Raw genomic sequence first — 16,244 nt, 5'->3', positions numbered from 1 at the left:
ACCATGAAAGCGGCCTGTTCCTGATGATATCTATTGCATTATCAGAATTGTCAGGGAATTATGCGGGCAGCGAGGTGTTTATCTCGTGGATAACAAATGCATGGAATGTTCTTGTTGGAGTATGGAAATGACTCATAGAAAAACAATTATTAATACCCTTTTATTGACTGCACTTTTCGGTGGCGCCACCCTGGCTCACGCCGCCGATGTCCCCGCCGGTACCAAGCTTGCTCCCGAGCAAACCCTGGTGAAAGGCAATGGTTCCGAACCCGCCACCCTGGATCCCCAGAAAGTGGAAGGTACCCCCGAATCCAACGTATTGCGCGACCTGTTCGAGGGGCTGGTCACCTCCGGCCCCAAGGGTGAGACCCTGCCCGGCGTCGCCGAGTCCTGGGAAACCAAGGACAACAAACATTACGTGTTCCACCTGCGCAAGGATGCCAAGTGGTCCAACGGGGATCCCGTCACCGCGCATGACTTCGTCTTTGCCTTCCAGCGCGCGGTGGATCCCAAGACGGCCTCTCCCTACTCCTGGTACATGGAGATCCCGACCATCATCAATGCCTCCGACATCATCGCGGGCAAGAAGCCGGCCGACACCCTGGGCGTGAAGGCGGTGGACGATCATACCTTCGAGGTGCAGCTGGAGAAGGCGGTGCCTTACTTCGTCAGCATGCTCTCCCACACCACCACCTATCCGGTCCCGAAGAAGGTGATCGAGAAGTTCGGTGACAAGTGGACCCAGCCCGGCAACATGGTATCCAACGGCGCCTACGTGCTGAAGGACTGGGTGGTCAACGAGCGCGTCGACGTCGAGCGCAACCCCAACTACTGGAACAACGGCAAGACCGTCATCAACAAGGTGACCTACCTGCCCATCCAGTCCACCAACGCCGAGCTGAACCGCTATCTGGCTGGCGAAGTGGATCTGACCTACAACATGCCCATCGAACGCTTCAAGCAGATGAAGAAAGAGCTGCCGGACGAAGTAAAGGTCAGCGGCTATGTGGGCACCTACTACTACCAGTACAACTTCAAGCACAAGCCGTTTGACGACGTGCGGGTGCGTACCGCCCTCTCCTATGCCATCGATCGCAACGTGATCGCCGACAAGGTGATGGGCAAGGGCGAAACCCCGGGCTATACGCTCGTGCCTGACTTTGTAGATGGCTTCAAGCCGGTGGCGCCGGCCTGGTCCAAGCTGACCCAGGCAGAGCGCGATGCCAAGGCGAAAGAGCTGCTGACCGAAGCCGGTTACGGCCCGGGCAAGCCGCTCAAGTTCGAGCTGCTCTACAACACCGACGACAACCACAAAAAGGTGGCCGTGGCCGTCGCCTCCATGTGGAAGAAGCTCGGCGTGCAGGTGAGCCTGGTGAACCAGGAGTGGAAGACCTACCTGGAGACCAAGAAGCAGGGTAACTTCGACGTGGGCCGCGCCGGCTGGATTGCCGACTACAACGAAGCCTCCTCCATGCTGGATCTGATGCAGACAACTCACGGCAACAACGACGGCAAATACTCCAACCCGACGTTCGACAAGCTGATGAGCGAGTCCCGCAACCAGGTGGATGCCGAGGCGCGCAACAAGCTCTATGTCCAGGCCGAAGAGATCCTGGCCAAGGACATGCCGATCGCCCCCATCTATCAGTACGTGACCTCCCGCATGGTCAAGCCCTACGTGGGCGGCTACCCGGCCAACCCGCTGGACAACATCTACAGCAAAGACATGTACATCGTTGCTCACTGAGTAAAGAAACAAGTCGCATAACAAGCAGGGCCCGCCAGACGGCGGGCCTTTATTACAACCGCGACCCTTTGGAAGCAGTACAGGACAGGAAATGTCTATGTTGAAATTCATCCTTAAACGTCTACTGGAAGCGATCCCGACTCTGCTGGTCTTGATCACCGTCTCCTTCTTCATGATGCGCTTCGCCCCGGGCAACCCCTTCACCAGCGAACGCGCCCTGCCGCCGGAAGTGCTTGCCAACATCGAAGCCAAATATGGCCTCGACAAGCCCATCGGCATGCAATACCTCACTTACCTCGGCAACCTGGTCCAGGGGGATCTGGGGCCCTCCTTCAAATACAAGGACTTCACCGTCAATGATCTGGTGAGCCAGGCCCTGCCTGTCTCCGCCAAGATAGGCTCGGTCGCCTTCCTGCTGGCGGTGACCCTGGGGGTCACCTTCGGCACCATTGCGGCCTTGAAACAGAACACCCTCATCGACTACCTGTTGATGTCGTCGGCCATGGCCGGGGTGGTGATACCCGGCTTCGTGCTGGCACCGCTGCTGGTGCTCTTCTTCAGTATCTATCTGGGCTGGTTCCCGGCGGGAGGCTGGCAGGGGGGCGGCGCCCAGTTCATGGTACTGCCGGTGTTCGGCATGATGATGTACTACATCTCGGCCATCTCCCGCATCATGCGCGGCAGCATGATCGAGACCATGAACTCCAACTTCATCCGTACCGCCCGCGCCAAGGGGCTGCCTCTGCGCCACATCATCCTCAAGCACGCGCTGCGCCCGGCCATGCTGCCGGTGGTCTCCTACCTGGGACCGGCCTTCGTGGGCATCATCACCGGCTCCGTGGTCATCGAGACCATCTTCGGCCTGCCGGGGATTGGCCAGCTGTTCGTCAACGGTGCCCTCAACCGTGATTACTCCATGGTGCTCGGTCTGACCATTCTGGTCGGCGCCCTCACCATCACCTTTAACGCCGTGGTCGATATTCTCTATGCCGTCATCGATCCCAAGATCCGTTACTAAGCCGGGAGTACATCATGGTAGTCACAACTGAAAAGCGCGAAGCCGTCGAGGCGTTCGCCCAGAAAGTGGAAGTGGTGGAAGGACGCTCCCTGTGGAAGGATGCCCGTCGCCGTTTCCTGCGCAACAAGGCGGCCCTGACCAGCCTCATCATCCTGACCATCATCGGTCTGGCGGTGATCGTGGGGCCCCACCTGTCCCAGTACACGTTCGATGACCCGGACTGGGGGGCCATGCAGAGTGCCCCGGACATGGAGACCGGCCACTGGTTCGGCACCGACAGCCTGGGGCGCGACCTGTTCGTGCGTACCCTGCTCGGCGGACGCATCTCCCTGATGGTCGGCATCATGGGGGCCCTGGTGGCCGTCATCATCGGCACCCTCTACGGCGCCGCGTCCGGCTTCATCGGCGGTCGCGTCGACAGCCTGATGATGCGCGTGCTGGAGATCCTCAACGCCTTCCCCTTCATGTTCTTCGTGATCATGCTGGTGACCTTCTTCGGTCGCAACCTGGCCCTCATCTTCCTCGCCATCGGCGCGGTGAGCTGGCTCGACATGGCGCGGATCGTGCGCGGCCAGACCCTGAGTCTCAAGAGCAAGGAGTTCATCGAGGCGGCCCACGTCTGCGGCGTCTCCAAGTGGAAGATCATCACCCGTCATATCGTGCCCAACGTGCTCGGCATAGTGGCGGTCTACGCCACCCTGCTGGTGCCGGGGATGATCATGTTCGAATCCTTCCTGAGCTTCCTGGGTCTGGGCGTGCAAGAGCCCATGACCAGCTGGGGCGCCCTGCTGGATGAAGGCTCCAAGTCGATGGAAGTGGCCATCTGGCAACTCCTGTTCCCCGCCGGTTTCATGGTGGTGACCCTGTTCTGCTTCAACTTCCTCGGGGATGGTCTGCGTGATGCCCTGGATCCCAAGGATCGCTGATACCCAGGGACCGGCAAGACGCCAAGGGGCCATCAGACCCGTTCAGGGAACGCACCGCGTTCACCACGGGCAGGCCCCCATCACGACAGCGCGATAAGGAGTACTGAGATGAAATTACTGGATGTGAAAGATCTGCGGGTCGAGTTCAAGACCCCGGACGGCAATGTGGTGGCCGTCAACGACCTCAACTTTTCTCTTTCTGCTGGCGAAACCCTGGGGATCGTCGGGGAGTCAGGCTCAGGCAAGTCCCAGACTGCCTTTGCCATCATGGGGCTGCTGGCCAAGAACGGTGTCATCACCGGCTCGGCCAAATTTCAGGGGGACGAGATCCTGAATCTGCCGGAGCACAAGCTCAACAAGATCCGCTCCGAGAAGATCGCCATGATCTTCCAGGACCCCATGACGTCGCTCAACCCCTACATGAAGGTCAAGGATCAGCTGATGGAAGTGCTGATGCTGCACAAGGGGATGACCAAGGCTGCCGCCTTCGAGGAGTCGGTGCGCATGCTGGACGCGGTGAAGATCCCCGAGTCGCGCAAGCGGATGAACATGTACCCCCACGAGTTTTCCGGCGGCATGCGCCAGCGGGTGATGATCGCCATGGCGCTCCTGTGCCGACCGCAGCTGCTCATCGCCGACGAGCCGACCACGGCGCTGGACGTGACGGTACAGGCCCAGATCATGACCCTGATGAACGAGCTCAAGCGCGAGTTCAACACCGCCATCATCATGATCACCCACGATCTTGGCGTCGTGGCCGGCATCTGCGACAAGGTGCTGGTGATGTACGCAGGCCGGACCATGGAGTACGGCCGGGTCAACGATATCTTCTATCGCCCGAGCCACCCCTATACCGAAGGCTTGCTGCGCGCCATTCCCCGCCTCGACACCGAAGGGGAAGAGCTGCCCACCATTCCGGGCAATCCGCCCAACCTGCTGCGTTTGCCCACCGGCTGCCCCTTCCAGGAGCGTTGCCACCGGGTGAGCGAGATTTGTGGCCAGCAGTCTCCGATCCTGACACCGTTCAACGACGGCCGGGAGCGGGCGTGCCACTGGGTATCGGATGCCATGATCAAGGGAGTGAACTAAATGGGTACTGACAAGAAACTGCTGCTGGAAGTGTCCGACCTCAAGGTTCACTTCCATATCAAGAGTGACAAGGCTTGGCCCTGGGCCAAGCCCTCCGCCCTGAAGGCGGTGGACGGGGTGACCCTGCGCCTCTACGAAGGGGAGACCCTGGGCGTCGTGGGGGAGTCCGGTTGCGGCAAATCCACCTTCGCCCGTGCCCTCATCGGCCTGGTACCGGCCACCGACGGCAAGGTTGTGTGGCTTGGGCAGGACTTAACCAAGCTCGAGCAGAACGCCCTGCGGGAGAAGCGCAAGGAGATCCAGATGATCTTCCAGGACCCGCTGGCCTCCCTGAACCCCCGCATGACCATAGGCGACATCATCGCCGAGCCCCTCATCACCTTCTACCCGACCCTGCCAAGGGAAGAGGTGAAGGAGAAGGTGCGCGCCATGATGACCAAGGTGGGTCTGTTGCCGAACCTGGTGAACCGTTACCCCCATGAGTTCTCCGGCGGCCAGTGCCAGCGCATCGGCATCGCCCGGGCGCTCATCCTCGAGCCCAAGATGATCATCTGTGACGAGCCGGTCTCGGCGCTGGATGTCTCCATCCAGGCTCAGGTGGTGAACCTGCTGAAATCCCTGCAAAAGGAGATGGGGCTCTCCCTCATCTTCATCGCCCACGACCTCTCCGTGGTGAAGCACATCTCGGATCGGGTGCTGGTGATGTACCTGGGCAACGCGGTGGAACTCGGCACCGGCAAGGAGATCTTCGCGAACCCCTTGCACCCCTATACCAAGGCGCTGATGTCGGCAGTGCCCATCCCGGATCCGGACGTGGAGCGCAGCAAGACCATCCAGATCCTGGAAGGGGATCTGCCGTCCCCCATGAACCCGCCGTCCGGTTGCGTATTCCGTACCCGTTGTCCGGTGGCTGGCCCCGAATGTGCCAAGACCCGGCCCATGCTGGAGGGGAACTTCGATCACGCGGTCTCCTGCCTCAAGGTGGATCCGCTCTGAGAACCTGTTAACGATCTTGCTGCGAGGCCGTGATCAAGGCTCATGCGCTGCTCGCTTGTTTGTAACAAAGAGTGCTCATGTATTCATATACATTCCGGTTCCTGCGCTGCACTTTACCTTGCTGACGACCTCTCGCGACAGCTCGTAAACAGGTTTTAAGGAGAACCGTATCGAGAAGGGCGCGTGCTGGCGCCCTTTTTATTGCATGGGGGATAAGATGCCTCTTGGCGCCAGCGGTTGTCGCTGCTACTATCCGCCGCACAAGGGGAGTAACTTCTCGCCGGTTTGTCGTCATTACGGTGCACCCATATCCTGCAGTGCACCCGGCAGCCGGGCAGTTGACGCAAGTCGGCTGTAAGTGAGACCTTGCCGAGAGGCAAGGTGTATCTGCTCCAAACGCGAACCCACTGCCTCCCGGCCGTGGGTTTTGTCGTTTTGGGAGAAGTTAAAATGGGTGAATGGTGGATGTGGACCGGTTTCTTCAGCATAGTGCTGGTCCTGTTGTGGATTGATATCCGCTTTGTCGGTGGCGGCAAGGCGCACAAGGTGTCGCTGAAAGAGGCGGGCATCTGGTCTCTCATCTGGGTCAGCGTGGCGCTCCTGTTCAACCTGGCCATCTGGCTCTGGCTGGATCACAGTGCCGGGCGCGAAATCGCGAACCAGAAGGGGCTGGAGTTTCTCACCGGCTACCTCATCGAAAAGGCACTGGCGGTGGACAACGTCTTCGTCTGGCTGATGCTGTTCGGCTACTTCGCCATCCCGGCGGAGCTGCAGCGCCGGGTCCTGCTCTACGGGGTGCTGGGGGCCATCGTGATGCGCGCCGGCATGGTGTTCGCGGGCAGCTGGCTCATCGAGCAGTTCCACTGGATCCTCTACCTGTTCGGGGCCTTCCTGCTGCTGACCGGTGCCAAGATGCTGTGGGCGGCCGACAAGGAGCCGGATCTCGAGAACAATGCCCTGCTCGGCTGGATGCGTCGTCGCTTCAAGGTGACCGAGACGCTGGAGGGGGAGAAGTTCTTCGTCTGGCGTGACGGTGTGCGCTACGCGACCCCGCTGCTGCTCATCCTGGTACTGGTGGAGGTGAGCGACCTCATCTTCGCGGTGGACAGTATCCCGGCCATCTTCGCGGTGACCACGGATCCCTTCATCGTGCTCACCTCCAACATCTTCGCCATCATGGGGCTGCGCGCCATGTACTTCCTGCTGGCCGGGGTGGCCGATCGCTTCGCCCTGCTCAAATACGGCCTGGCGCTGATCCTGATGTTCATCGGGGTCAAGATGTTGCTGCTCGATATCTTCAAGATACCGACCGGCATCGCCCTTGGCGTGGTGGCGCTGATCCTGCTGGCCTCCATGGGGCTGAGTCTGCTGATGACCCGCAAAAAGGCGGCGTGAACGGCGCAGTAAAAAGGGCTCCCTCGGGAGCCCTTTTTCATGTCAGCAATTTGCTTAGCGCTTGATCTTCTTGGGGTTGGTGTAGCCCCAGACGGTGTACATGTCCGCCAAGAGGGCACCGTTGTACTCCTCCAGATCAGATTGTTTCACCTCGGCATCACCCTGGCGTCCGAACAGGACCACCTCGTCACCGGGTTTGATCCCCTTGATGTCGGTGACGTCCACCATGGTGGTGTTCATGGAAGTCTTGCCCACGACGGGGGCCTTCTGGCCATGGATCAGCACATAGGCCTTGTTGCTCATGGCGCGGCGGTAGCCGTCGGAGTAGCCCATCGGCAGGTTGGCCAGCAGGGAGTCGCGCTTGAGGGTGAAGGTGCGGTCATAGCCGACGGTGTTGCCCGCCGGGTAGTGGTTGACGGAGGCGACCTGGGTCTTGAACGCCATCACCTTCTTGTACTCGGTGTAGGAGGGAATGGTGTCGCCATAGATGATGCCGCCCGGGCGCACCATGTCAAAGTAGGCTTCCGGTACTTCCAGGGTGGCGAAGGAGTTGGCGGCGTGGATGGTGAGCTTGCTGCGATCCAGCTTGCCGGCGTCGATGAGCCACTGGTAGTCCAGCTTGAACTGGGCCAGCCCCAGCTTGACGTCCTCTTTCTCCTCCACCGGGAAGTGGGTCATGATGCCGACCGGGGTGATCCCCTTGAGCTTGAGCATGGCCAGGGCATCGGCCTTGGCATCGTCCTGGCGCAGATCGATGCCGTTGCGGCTCATGCCGGCGGAGTTCAGGCCGATGTGCACCGGGATGTTGGTGTGATGGCGCTGGGCGATGTCGGCGATCCCCTTGGCGCTCTCCAGGCTGCCGATGAGCTCCTCCAGCTTGTAGGGCAGGGCCTGCTCCACTTCATCCGGGGTGGCGGCACGCACCCGCATCAGGCGACCTTCGAAGCCCTTCTCGCGGGCCACGCGGGCCTCTTCGTTGCTGGCGATGCCGATGCAGGGGATGCCTGCCTTGACCACCGAGGGGACCAGCAGGTCGATGCCGTGACCGTAGGCGTCCGCCTTCATGATGGCGCAGATCTGCGGGCCCTTGTCACCGAGGCGATTCTTCAGGGTCTGGATGTTGTGCTCGAAGGCACCGAGATCCACTTCCAGCCAGGCGTTGGCGGCGGTCTGTTCCTGACCGTTGCGGTGGTCGTCGGCGAGCGGCAGATAGGGGGCGGAGACCGCCTGGCCGGCCAGCAGGCCAAAGATCAGGGTCGCGAGCAGTGTTTTCTTGTGCATGGGGCAAGTCCTTTCTTATTGTCTTGAGTTGAGGCTGGGCTCATCGCTGAGGCGAGCTGCGGCATGGCTGGTCATAGCATGTTGCTATGCTAATGATATATTTCACTTTTTATCCAGATGCCGACTCTGGGAGTGTATCTCAACGGCGTCAATCGTGGCACGTGTTGCAGGAAGAAAATATGAAGCTGACGTTGCGGATTCCACCGCTGCTGCTGTTCGTCGTCATCGTGCTCGCCATGTGGCTGGGGCGGGGCGAGGGGAGGGCAGCGCCCCTGTGGCTGGTGCTGGTCGCCACGCTGTGGCTGGCGGGAGCCCTGCTGGGAGGCGGTGCGCTTCTGCATTTCTGGCAGCAGCGCACCACCGTGCACCCCCAGCGGCTGGAGAGCAGCCGGGTGCTGGTGACTCGGGGCGTCTATCGCATCAGCCGCAATCCCATGTACCTGGGGCTGCTCTGCTGGACCCTGGCGCTGGCGTGCTATCTGGGAGGCATGGCAGTGTGGCTCGGGCCGCTGCTGCTCTGGGGCTGGCTTACCCGCTTCCAGATCCTGGCGGAGGAGCAGGCGCTGCGGCGACAATTCGGCGATGCCTATGACGACTATTGCCGGCAGGTCAGGCGCTGGTGCTGAGGCGCGGTGTGCCCCATCAGGCATATGACAACGGCCCGCATAGGCGGGCCGTTGTCATGGGGGTCAGGGGATCACGCCTTGGCGGTGTCTACCTCGCCGAGGGGGGCGGTCTCCCCCAGGCTGTCTTCGCTCTTGGCCACCACGCTCGCGGCGATGGCGTTGCCCAGCACGTTGGTGGCGGAGCGCCCCATGTCGAGGAAGTGGTCGATGCCGAGCAGCAGCAGGATGCCCGCTTCCGGGATGTGGAACTGGTTGAGGGTGGCGGCAATCACCACCAGGGAGGCGCGGGGCACCCCGGCCATTCCCTTGGAAGTAACCATCAGCAGCAGCAGCATCGTGATCTGCTGGGCCGTGGAGAGCTCGATGCCATAGGCCTGGGCGATGAACATCACCGCGAAGGTGCAGTACATCATGGAGCCGTCCAGGTTGAAGGAGTAGCCCATGGGGAGCACGAAGCTGGCGATGCGCTTGTCACAGCCAAATTTCTCCAGCCTGTCCAGGGTTTTGGGATAGGCGGCCTCGGAGCTGGCGGTGGAGAAGGCCAGCAGGATGGGCTCGCGGATGAGGGCGAGCAGAGTCAGCATGCGGCGACGGATGAAGAGGCTGCCCATGGCGATGAGCAGCAGCCAGAGGCAGCCGAGCGCCAGATAGAACTGGGCCATGAAGGTGCCATAGGTGGCGAGGATGCCGAGCCCCTCCTTGGCGACCATGGCGGCGATGGCGCCAAACACCGCGAACGGGGCGAAGTTCATCACGTAGCCGGTCACCTTGAGCATGATCTCGGCGCCGCTTGCCATCAGCTTGACCACGGGCTTGGCGTCGTCCCCCAGGGCGGCGGCGGCCAGCCCGAAGAAGAGGGAGAAGACCACGATCTGCAGGATCTCGTTGGTGGCCATCGCCTCGACCACGCTTTTCGGGATGGCGTGGGTCACGAAATCCTTGAGGGAGATGGCGGTGGCAACCACGCCGGAGCTGGCGCCGTCATCGGGCAGGGAGAGGGAGAGCCCCACCCCGGGTTGCATCAGGTGGACCATGACCAGCCCCAGGGTCAGGGACAGCAGGGAGGCGAGCATGAACCAGCCCAGGGTCTTGACGCCGATGCGGCCCACGGTGCGGGTGTCGCCCATCTTGGCGATACCGACCACGAGCGTGGTGAACACCAGGGGGGCGATGATCATCTTGATGAGGCGCAGGAAGATGTCGGTCAGCAGGGTGATGTCATCGGCAAAGCCTGCGGCCTGTGCGGGCGCGAGCAGGCGATAACCCTGCCCGGTCACGATGCCAAGCAACATCGCAATGAGGATGGCAACGGTCAACTTGTTCATTTTCATGGGGGAGTTCCGGTTTCGATAGGTGCAATGCCTGTGCAGGCGGCGAGGGGCCGCCTCAGTCCTTTTTTTTGTGATCCGGGCGGTGGAATCCAGACAGCCGGTGTGCTGGAGCATGCCTAATCGCGAAGGGGAAATCCAGTGACTTGTTTCGGAGTTTTGCGCCGTTGTTAGCTGCATTTGATATGCATCTTGTGATTTATTTGTATTAATCGCTGTTTATTTTAATTTTTGCGAGATAAACGGCTTCCATGCTCTGTGCGTCCCGGGGGCTGGCCTCCAGGGTGAAGACGAGCAGGGCCGAGGTGCGATGTTCCACCTGCATGTCGTCCATGAAGGTGTCTGGCTCGTACTCGTCGAACCCGAATTGGGGGCGGGTCGGGGTGACCCTGACGGCATCCCGCGACAGGGTCAGCGTCTCGACCCGAATCCAGGGGTATCCCTTTGCCAGTGCCACCTCACCGGCCCGCTTGAGCACGTATTTGCGCGCCGTTTCCCTGTCCACCAGATCGTTGCCCACAAACTCCAGTTGCCAGCGGGCCGGGCCAAGCTGGGTCTGTGAAAAACCGGTCTGGCCATTCCAGAACGATTTTTCACTGTCATAGGCGGTGGCACAGCCCGCGAGCTGGCCGACCAGCAGGGCGCTGAGGGCAAGGGTGCAGAAAGTACGAAGGGAAGGCAACATGATGCGGGCCGCTTGGCAAAGGGGGGTTTACTACAGCACAAAGGGATCGGAGAGACAATCGCGGTGGAAGACCATAAAAGAAAAGGCCTTGTCGTCTGACAAGGCCTTTCTCGGGGAATTTGGTCGGTGTGAGAGGATTCGAACCTCCGACCCTCTACACCCCATGCAGATGCGCTACCTGGCTGCGCTACACACCGACGGAGTCAGCTCGGCTGACGGGGAGGGAGTTTATGGAGATGCCCCGACCCTGTCAACAGGGGAAATTCAGGTTCGAGATCGTTTGCCTGCTTTGCGAGCAACTTCGGATCAAAGTACGACCGGTTGTGCATTTTGTCGGCACATCACCGCCGTCTTGCATGAAAAACGGCCACCCGGAGGTGGCCGTTTGGCGTGATGCTCTCAAGCCGAGATCAGCGGTTGAAGGTCAAGCGCTTGCCCAATACCTTGTCGGTGACTTGGCCGTTCTGCCAGGCTATTTGCCCGTTGACCAGGGTCATCTCAAGCAAGGCGCGCTGGAAGCGGTCATCATCCAGATCAGCGGTTGAAGGTGAGTCGCTTGCCCAATACCTTGTCGGTGACTTGGCCGTTCTGCCAGGCTATTTGTCCGTTCACCAGGGTCATCTCGATGGTGCTCTGGAAGCGGTAGCCGTTGAACGGGGACCAGCCGCACAGGTAGAGCAGGTTGCTGTCGGTGACCACGTAGGGCTTGCCGAGATCCAGCAGCACCAGGTCGGCGAAGTAGCCTTCCCGGATGTAGCCGCGATCCTGCACCTGGAAGCGCTCGGCCACCGCGTGGGAGGTCTTCTTGACGATGGTTTCCAGGCTGAAGACCCCGTTGTGGTAGAGCTCCAGCAGCGCCTGCAGGGAGTGCTGCACCAGGGGCACGCCGGACGGCGCCTTGAAGTAGCTGTTCTGCTTCTCTTCCCAGGTGTGGGGGGCGTGGTCGGTGGCGATGATGTCGAGCACGTCGTTGCGCACCGCATCCAGCAGGGCGTGCTGGTCGGCAGCGCTCTTCACCGCCGGGTTGCACTTGATCTGGCTGCCCAGGGTGTCGTAGTCCGCCTCGTTGAAGAAGAGGTGGTGGACGCACACTTCGGCGGTGATGTTCTTGTCCTTGAGATCCTTCAGATCCGGGGTGGCGGTAAAGAGCGAGAGCTCTTTCGCCGTGGTCAGGTGCAGCACGTGCAGCTTGGCGCCGTACTGCTTGGCCAGGGAGACCGCCATGCTGGAGGATTTGTAGCAGGCGTCCGCGCTGCGGATGCGGCCGTGCTCGCGCATGGGCACGTCTTCGCCCCACTTGGCGCGGGCTTCGTCTTCCAGCACCTTGATGGACGGGGTGTCCTCGCAGTGGGTGACGATCATCACCGGGCTCTCGCGGAAGATGGCTGCCAGGGTCTCCTGGTTGTCCACCAGCATGTTGCCGGTGGAGGCCCCCATGAAGATCTTGATGCCGCAGGACTGCTTGGGATCGAGTTTCTTGATCTCTTCCAGGTTGTCGTTGGTGGCACCCAGGTAGAAGCTGTAGTTGGCGGCGGCGGAGTTGGCGGCGATCTGGTATTTGGCTTCGAGGGCGTCGATGGTGGTGGTCTGGGGATTGACGTTGGGCATTTCCATGAAGCTGGTGGTGCCACCGGCCACGGCGGCCCGGGATTCACTGGCGATGGTTCCCTTGTGGGTCAGGCCGGGCTCCCGGAAGTGGACCTGATCATCGATCATCCCGGGGATGAGATGACGGCCCGTTGCATCGATCACCACGGCATCGGGGGCACTGATGTCCGGGGCGACGCGGGCGATCCGCTCACCCTCGATCAGGACGTCGGAGGCATAGATGCGGCCTTCGTTGACCAGGGTGGCATTCTTGATAAGCAATTTGTTCATGGGGGGTTCCAGTTCCTTTGCCGATAATCCGGGGTCATAATATCGCAAACTGCACTTTCTCTGTAGCAAGGCCTGAGTAATGAAGTTATTTGTTAGAGATTTGACTGTGATCGATTCCAGCTATTTATGCGAGCGCCGCGGCATGGTGGGCGAGAGCTGGCTGGTGGACATCGAGATGAGTGGCGAGCTCAACGAGATGAGCATGCTGCTGGACTTCGGTCGGGTGAAGAAGCTCATCAAGTCGATCATCGATGAAGAGGTGGATCACAAGCTGCTGGTGCCGACGGAATGTCCCCTGGTCCATGTCCACGCGCTGGACAACGACGAGAGCACCGTGGATCTGCTGCGTCCGGGTCGCGCCATTCACCTGCGTTGCCCGACCCAGGGCTTCGCCTTCATTCCCGCCCCCCAGGTGGATAAAGAGTCGGTGACCCGCTATCTGCTGGGGGTACTGGCCAAGCGGCTGCCAGGCAACATCAAGGATCTCTCCCTGACGTTGCGCCAGGAGCGCATCGAGGGCGCCTTCTACCACTACAGCCACGGCCTCAAGAAGCACGATGGCAACTGCCAGCGCATCGCCCACGGCCACCGCTCTCCCATCGAGATAGAGGTGGACGGGGCGCGCAACGAGGAGCTGGAGCTGAACTGGGCCGAGCGCTGGGCCGACATCTACCTGGGCACCGAAGAGGACAGGGTGGCCCTTGGCGAACTCGCCCTGAGCGAGCGGGCCGAGGCGTCACTGAAAGAAGGGAACGCTCACTACATCGGCTTCAAGTACGTGGCGCCCCAGGGGCTGTTCCAGCTCGCCATGCCGGCGGCGGAGGTGGAGATGATCGACACCGACACCACCATCGAGCTGCTGGCCCATTACATCGCCCGCGAAGTGAAGAAGCAGGTAGGGGACAAGTTCGTCAAGATTGTCGCCTATGAAGGGGTCGGCAAGGGCGCCATCGCCTACGCCTGATCCCGCGCCACATGCCAGTAAAAAACAAGGCCCCGCCAATGCGGGGCCTTGTCGTATCGGGTCGTGGCCATCAGGCACTGAGGCGGAAGCGCTGGACCAGCCCCTCCTGCTGCTCGGCAAGGGAGTCGAGCTGCTGGCTGGTCTCGGCGACCCGCTCTATGCCCTGATAGTTGAGATCCGAGATGTCGGAGATGCGGTTGAGGTTGGTGGCGATGTCGGCGCTGGTGGCCTGCTGCTGCTCGGCGGCGGAGGCTATCTGGCTCGACATGTCGCTGATGAGCACCACGATGCCCTGCACCTCTTCCATGGCGTTGTTGGCCTGGGAGCTCTGATCCACGCAACTGTCCATCTCGCGGGAGCACTCCTGCATCACGTTGACCGCCCGGGCGACGCCTTGCTGCAGGTTCTCGATCATGGTCTGGATTTCGCTGGTGGACTGGGCGGTGCGGCCGGCCAGGTTGCGCACCTCGTCGGCCACCACCGCAAACCCGCGTCCCTGTTCGCCGGCACGGGCCGCCTCGATGGCGGCGTTGAGGGCCAGCAGGTTGGTCTGCTCGGCGATGCCGCGGATGACGTCGAGGATGTTGCCAATCTGGCCGCTCATGGCGCTCACGTCGCCAATCACCTTGCCGGTCTGCTGCAGCTTGCCCGCGAGCTGATGGGTGGTGGTGATGTTGCCTGCCATCACCTTGCGCCCCATCTCGGAGGCCTTCTCCACATCCTGCACCCGCTCCAGGGTCTGGTTGGCGGCTTGGGCCACCTCCCGCACCGAGGCCTCCATCTGGGTCATGGCGGCGGCGACCGAGGCGGTCTCCTGACGCTGTTTTTCCAGATCCGCCCGCACCGATTCGGTGGTGTGGCGGTTGTCGTGGGCGGCGCTGTTGAGCTGGGTCGACGCCTGGGAGAGCTGCTTGAGCACATCCCCCATCTGGTGGATCAGCAGGTTGATCTGGCTGGCGAGCTGGCCGAATTCGTTCTGGCTCTTGAAGCCGACCCGCTGGGTCATGTCACCCTGGGTCACCTCGGTCAGCACCCGCAGCAGCTCTTTCAGGGGGCGGCGGATGGCCTTGCCCAGGGTCAAGGCCACCAGGATGGCGACGAAGATGGCGATGGCGATGCTGATCCCCTGGGTCAGGGTACTCTGGGTCTGCACCCGATCGGAGGCCTGGATGCTGGCGTTCATCAGCTGCTGGCTCTGGGCGGTGATCCCCTCCAGCTTGTTCTGGATGCTGAGGATGAGCTGGCTCGCCTGCTTGCTCTGCTCGCGCATGGCCTGCTGCTGCTTCATCAGGGCCAGGTATTGGGAGAGCACGCCGTCATTGCCCGTGGTGTCGCGCACGAAACCATGGACGTAGTGGCCCATGTTGTTGTCGAAGTCCTTGAGCTCCCCCTGGAGATCCTTGATGGTGCTGTTGAAGCCCTCGATCTGCATCTTGTTGCGCTTGAGCGCCGCCTCGATGGGGGCGGGGATGCTCTGGTTGAGGGCATCCATGGTGGAGAGCTCGATGGCGGAGAGCTTGGTGGTCAGGGTCTCGGAGAGCATCTTGATGAAGCTGTCGTCGATGGTGACCATCATGTCCCCCAGGTTCTTCTTGAACTGGGGCAGGCTGACCTGGAACTGGCCCTTGGCCTGATTGACCTTGTGCAGCCGGGTGAGCAGGGCCTCGTGTTCGCCGGGCAGGGTCTGGGTCAGTTGCAGGTAGTCATCCACCAGCTTGACGAGGGCAGTCATGTCCGCCTGCAACTGGGGATGAACCGCCACCTGCTGTTTGAGGCTGGCGACCATCTTGTCGACCTGGCCCTTGGCCTGTTGCAACTCGGCCACTTCCGCCGGCAGTTGCTTGAGATCCTGCTCGGTCAGCACGTCGGTGAGCCATTTGTTGGCGCTGAGCAGGCTTATCTGGGTCTGGCTGCTGGCGAGTACCAGCGGCATGGACTCCTGGGTCACCTGATCCAGGGCGCCGCTGAGTTCGCTCTGGCCGCGAAAGGTCAGTACCGCACTGGCGACCATGACGGCGACCAGGATGGCAAAGCCCAGATAGACTCTCTGTAAGATCGAGAGGTCTGACATTGTTTGTTTCATTATTGTCCCGCTGTCTGTGCAAAAGTCCCTTGCCTGAGTACCCCGTCCCTTTGATACCCTGCATGCCCCGAAGGGGATGCCGTTGTGGTTCGCGGGACGTCTCCTCGCTATCGGTATTCTTCACAATAACTGAAGCGATTGGGACAACGGCTGTGCCAAATGTCGGCTTGTGTCACACTTGGCGCGTTGCGGCGGCCTGTTTGGGAGCCGCTTGAGCTTTGTATTGAA

General features: G+C 61.2%; 14 protein-coding genes and 1 tRNA gene. 9 read left to right on the top strand and 6 right to left on the bottom strand.

Annotated features, from left to right (window positions below):
• Positions 1-127: 127 nt before the first annotated feature.
• The 6 genes from OKC41_RS12490 (at position 128) to OKC41_RS12465 (ending at position 7,171) form a co-directional block, all read left to right on the top strand.
• The gene (locus tag OKC41_RS12490) at positions 128-1,747 is read left to right on the top strand and encodes an ABC transporter substrate-binding protein (RefSeq protein ID WP_201894800.1); all 1,620 of its coding nucleotides are present in this window, start codon (positions 128-130) and stop codon (positions 1,745-1,747) included.
• Between the two features lie 97 nt (positions 1,748-1,844).
• The gene (gene oppB, locus OKC41_RS12485) at positions 1,845-2,765 is read left to right on the top strand and encodes an oligopeptide ABC transporter permease OppB (RefSeq protein ID WP_010674330.1); all 921 of its coding nucleotides are present in this window, start codon (positions 1,845-1,847) and stop codon (positions 2,763-2,765) included.
• Between the two features lie 14 nt (positions 2,766-2,779).
• Entirely contained in the window at positions 2,780-3,691 is a 912-nt protein-coding gene (oppC, locus tag OKC41_RS12480; RefSeq protein WP_010674331.1) for an oligopeptide ABC transporter permease OppC, read from the top strand.
• Positions 3,692-3,799: 108 nt separating this feature from the next.
• Positions 3,800-4,780, top strand: coding sequence for an ABC transporter ATP-binding protein (locus OKC41_RS12475; RefSeq protein WP_039038983.1), 981 nt, complete (start codon positions 3,800-3,802; stop codon positions 4,778-4,780).
• Positions 4,781-5,776 carry a murein tripeptide/oligopeptide ABC transporter ATP binding protein OppF gene (gene oppF / locus OKC41_RS12470; RefSeq protein WP_201894799.1) on the top strand — a complete coding sequence of 332 codons (996 nt, stop codon included), beginning with the start codon at positions 4,781-4,783 and terminating at the stop codon, positions 5,774-5,776.
• Between the two features lie 450 nt (positions 5,777-6,226).
• The gene (locus OKC41_RS12465; RefSeq protein WP_029314355.1) at positions 6,227-7,171 is read left to right on the top strand and encodes a TerC family protein; all 945 of its coding nucleotides are present in this window, start codon (positions 6,227-6,229) and stop codon (positions 7,169-7,171) included.
• Between the two features lie 54 nt (positions 7,172-7,225).
• Here the strand turns inward: OKC41_RS12465 and alr are convergent, their stop codons facing one another.
• The gene (gene alr / locus OKC41_RS12460) at positions 7,226-8,452 is read right to left on the bottom strand and encodes an alanine racemase (RefSeq protein ID WP_201894798.1); all 1,227 of its coding nucleotides are present in this window, start codon (positions 8,450-8,452) and stop codon (positions 7,226-7,228) included.
• Between the two features lie 179 nt (positions 8,453-8,631).
• On the opposite strand from alr, the gene OKC41_RS12455 reads away from it, so the two are divergent.
• Complete coding sequence (locus OKC41_RS12455; protein ID WP_010674336.1) at positions 8,632-9,078, top strand: isoprenylcysteine carboxylmethyltransferase family protein; 447 nt, start codon at positions 8,632-8,634, stop codon at positions 9,076-9,078.
• Between the two features lie 71 nt (positions 9,079-9,149).
• Here the strand turns inward: OKC41_RS12455 and OKC41_RS12450 are convergent, their stop codons facing one another.
• The 3 genes from OKC41_RS12450 to OKC41_RS12440 form a co-directional block, all read right to left on the bottom strand.
• Positions 9,150-10,409, bottom strand: a complete 1,260-nt coding sequence (locus OKC41_RS12450; protein WP_109112358.1) for a dicarboxylate/amino acid:cation symporter — start codon at positions 10,407-10,409, stop codon at positions 9,150-9,152.
• A gap of 205 nt (positions 10,410-10,614) precedes the next feature.
• Positions 10,615-11,091: a hypothetical protein gene (locus OKC41_RS12445; RefSeq protein ID WP_041212844.1), complete on the bottom strand. Its 477-nt coding sequence runs from the start codon at positions 11,089-11,091 to the stop codon at positions 10,615-10,617.
• Positions 11,092-11,211: 120 nt separating this feature from the next.
• Positions 11,212-11,288, bottom strand: a tRNA-Pro gene (locus tag OKC41_RS12440).
• A 33-nt stretch (positions 11,289-11,321) separates the two neighbouring features.
• Between OKC41_RS12440 and OKC41_RS12435 the strand changes: the two genes are divergently transcribed.
• Positions 11,322-11,636: a hypothetical protein gene (locus tag OKC41_RS12435; protein WP_270672062.1), complete on the top strand. Its 315-nt coding sequence runs from the start codon at positions 11,322-11,324 to the stop codon at positions 11,634-11,636.
• Here OKC41_RS12435 and OKC41_RS12430 read toward each other — a convergent pair.
• Positions 11,626-12,969 carry a dihydroorotase gene (locus OKC41_RS12430; RefSeq protein WP_039038976.1) on the bottom strand — a complete coding sequence of 448 codons (1,344 nt, stop codon included), beginning with the start codon at positions 12,967-12,969 and terminating at the stop codon, positions 11,626-11,628. The genes OKC41_RS12435 and OKC41_RS12430 overlap by 11 nt on opposite strands.
• A 79-nt stretch (positions 12,970-13,048) precedes the next feature.
• On the opposite strand from OKC41_RS12430, the gene OKC41_RS12425 reads away from it, so the two are divergent.
• The gene (locus tag OKC41_RS12425; protein WP_201894747.1) at positions 13,049-13,933 is read left to right on the top strand and encodes a 6-carboxytetrahydropterin synthase; all 885 of its coding nucleotides are present in this window, start codon (positions 13,049-13,051) and stop codon (positions 13,931-13,933) included.
• Between the two features lie 70 nt (positions 13,934-14,003).
• On the opposite strand, the gene OKC41_RS12420 is transcribed toward OKC41_RS12425, so the two are convergent.
• The gene (locus OKC41_RS12420) at positions 14,004-16,016 is read right to left on the bottom strand and encodes a methyl-accepting chemotaxis protein (protein ID WP_201894746.1); all 2,013 of its coding nucleotides are present in this window, start codon (positions 16,014-16,016) and stop codon (positions 14,004-14,006) included.
• Positions 16,017-16,244 lie beyond the last annotated feature (228 nt).

Origin of the sequence: Aeromonas sp. QDB17, assembly GCF_027705305.1 — a bacterium.
Lineage (GTDB): Bacteria > Pseudomonadota > Gammaproteobacteria > Enterobacterales > Aeromonadaceae > Aeromonas > Aeromonas caviae.
Note: the sequence above shows the minus strand (reverse complement) of the source record. Positions and strands in the feature narration are given on the sequence as shown.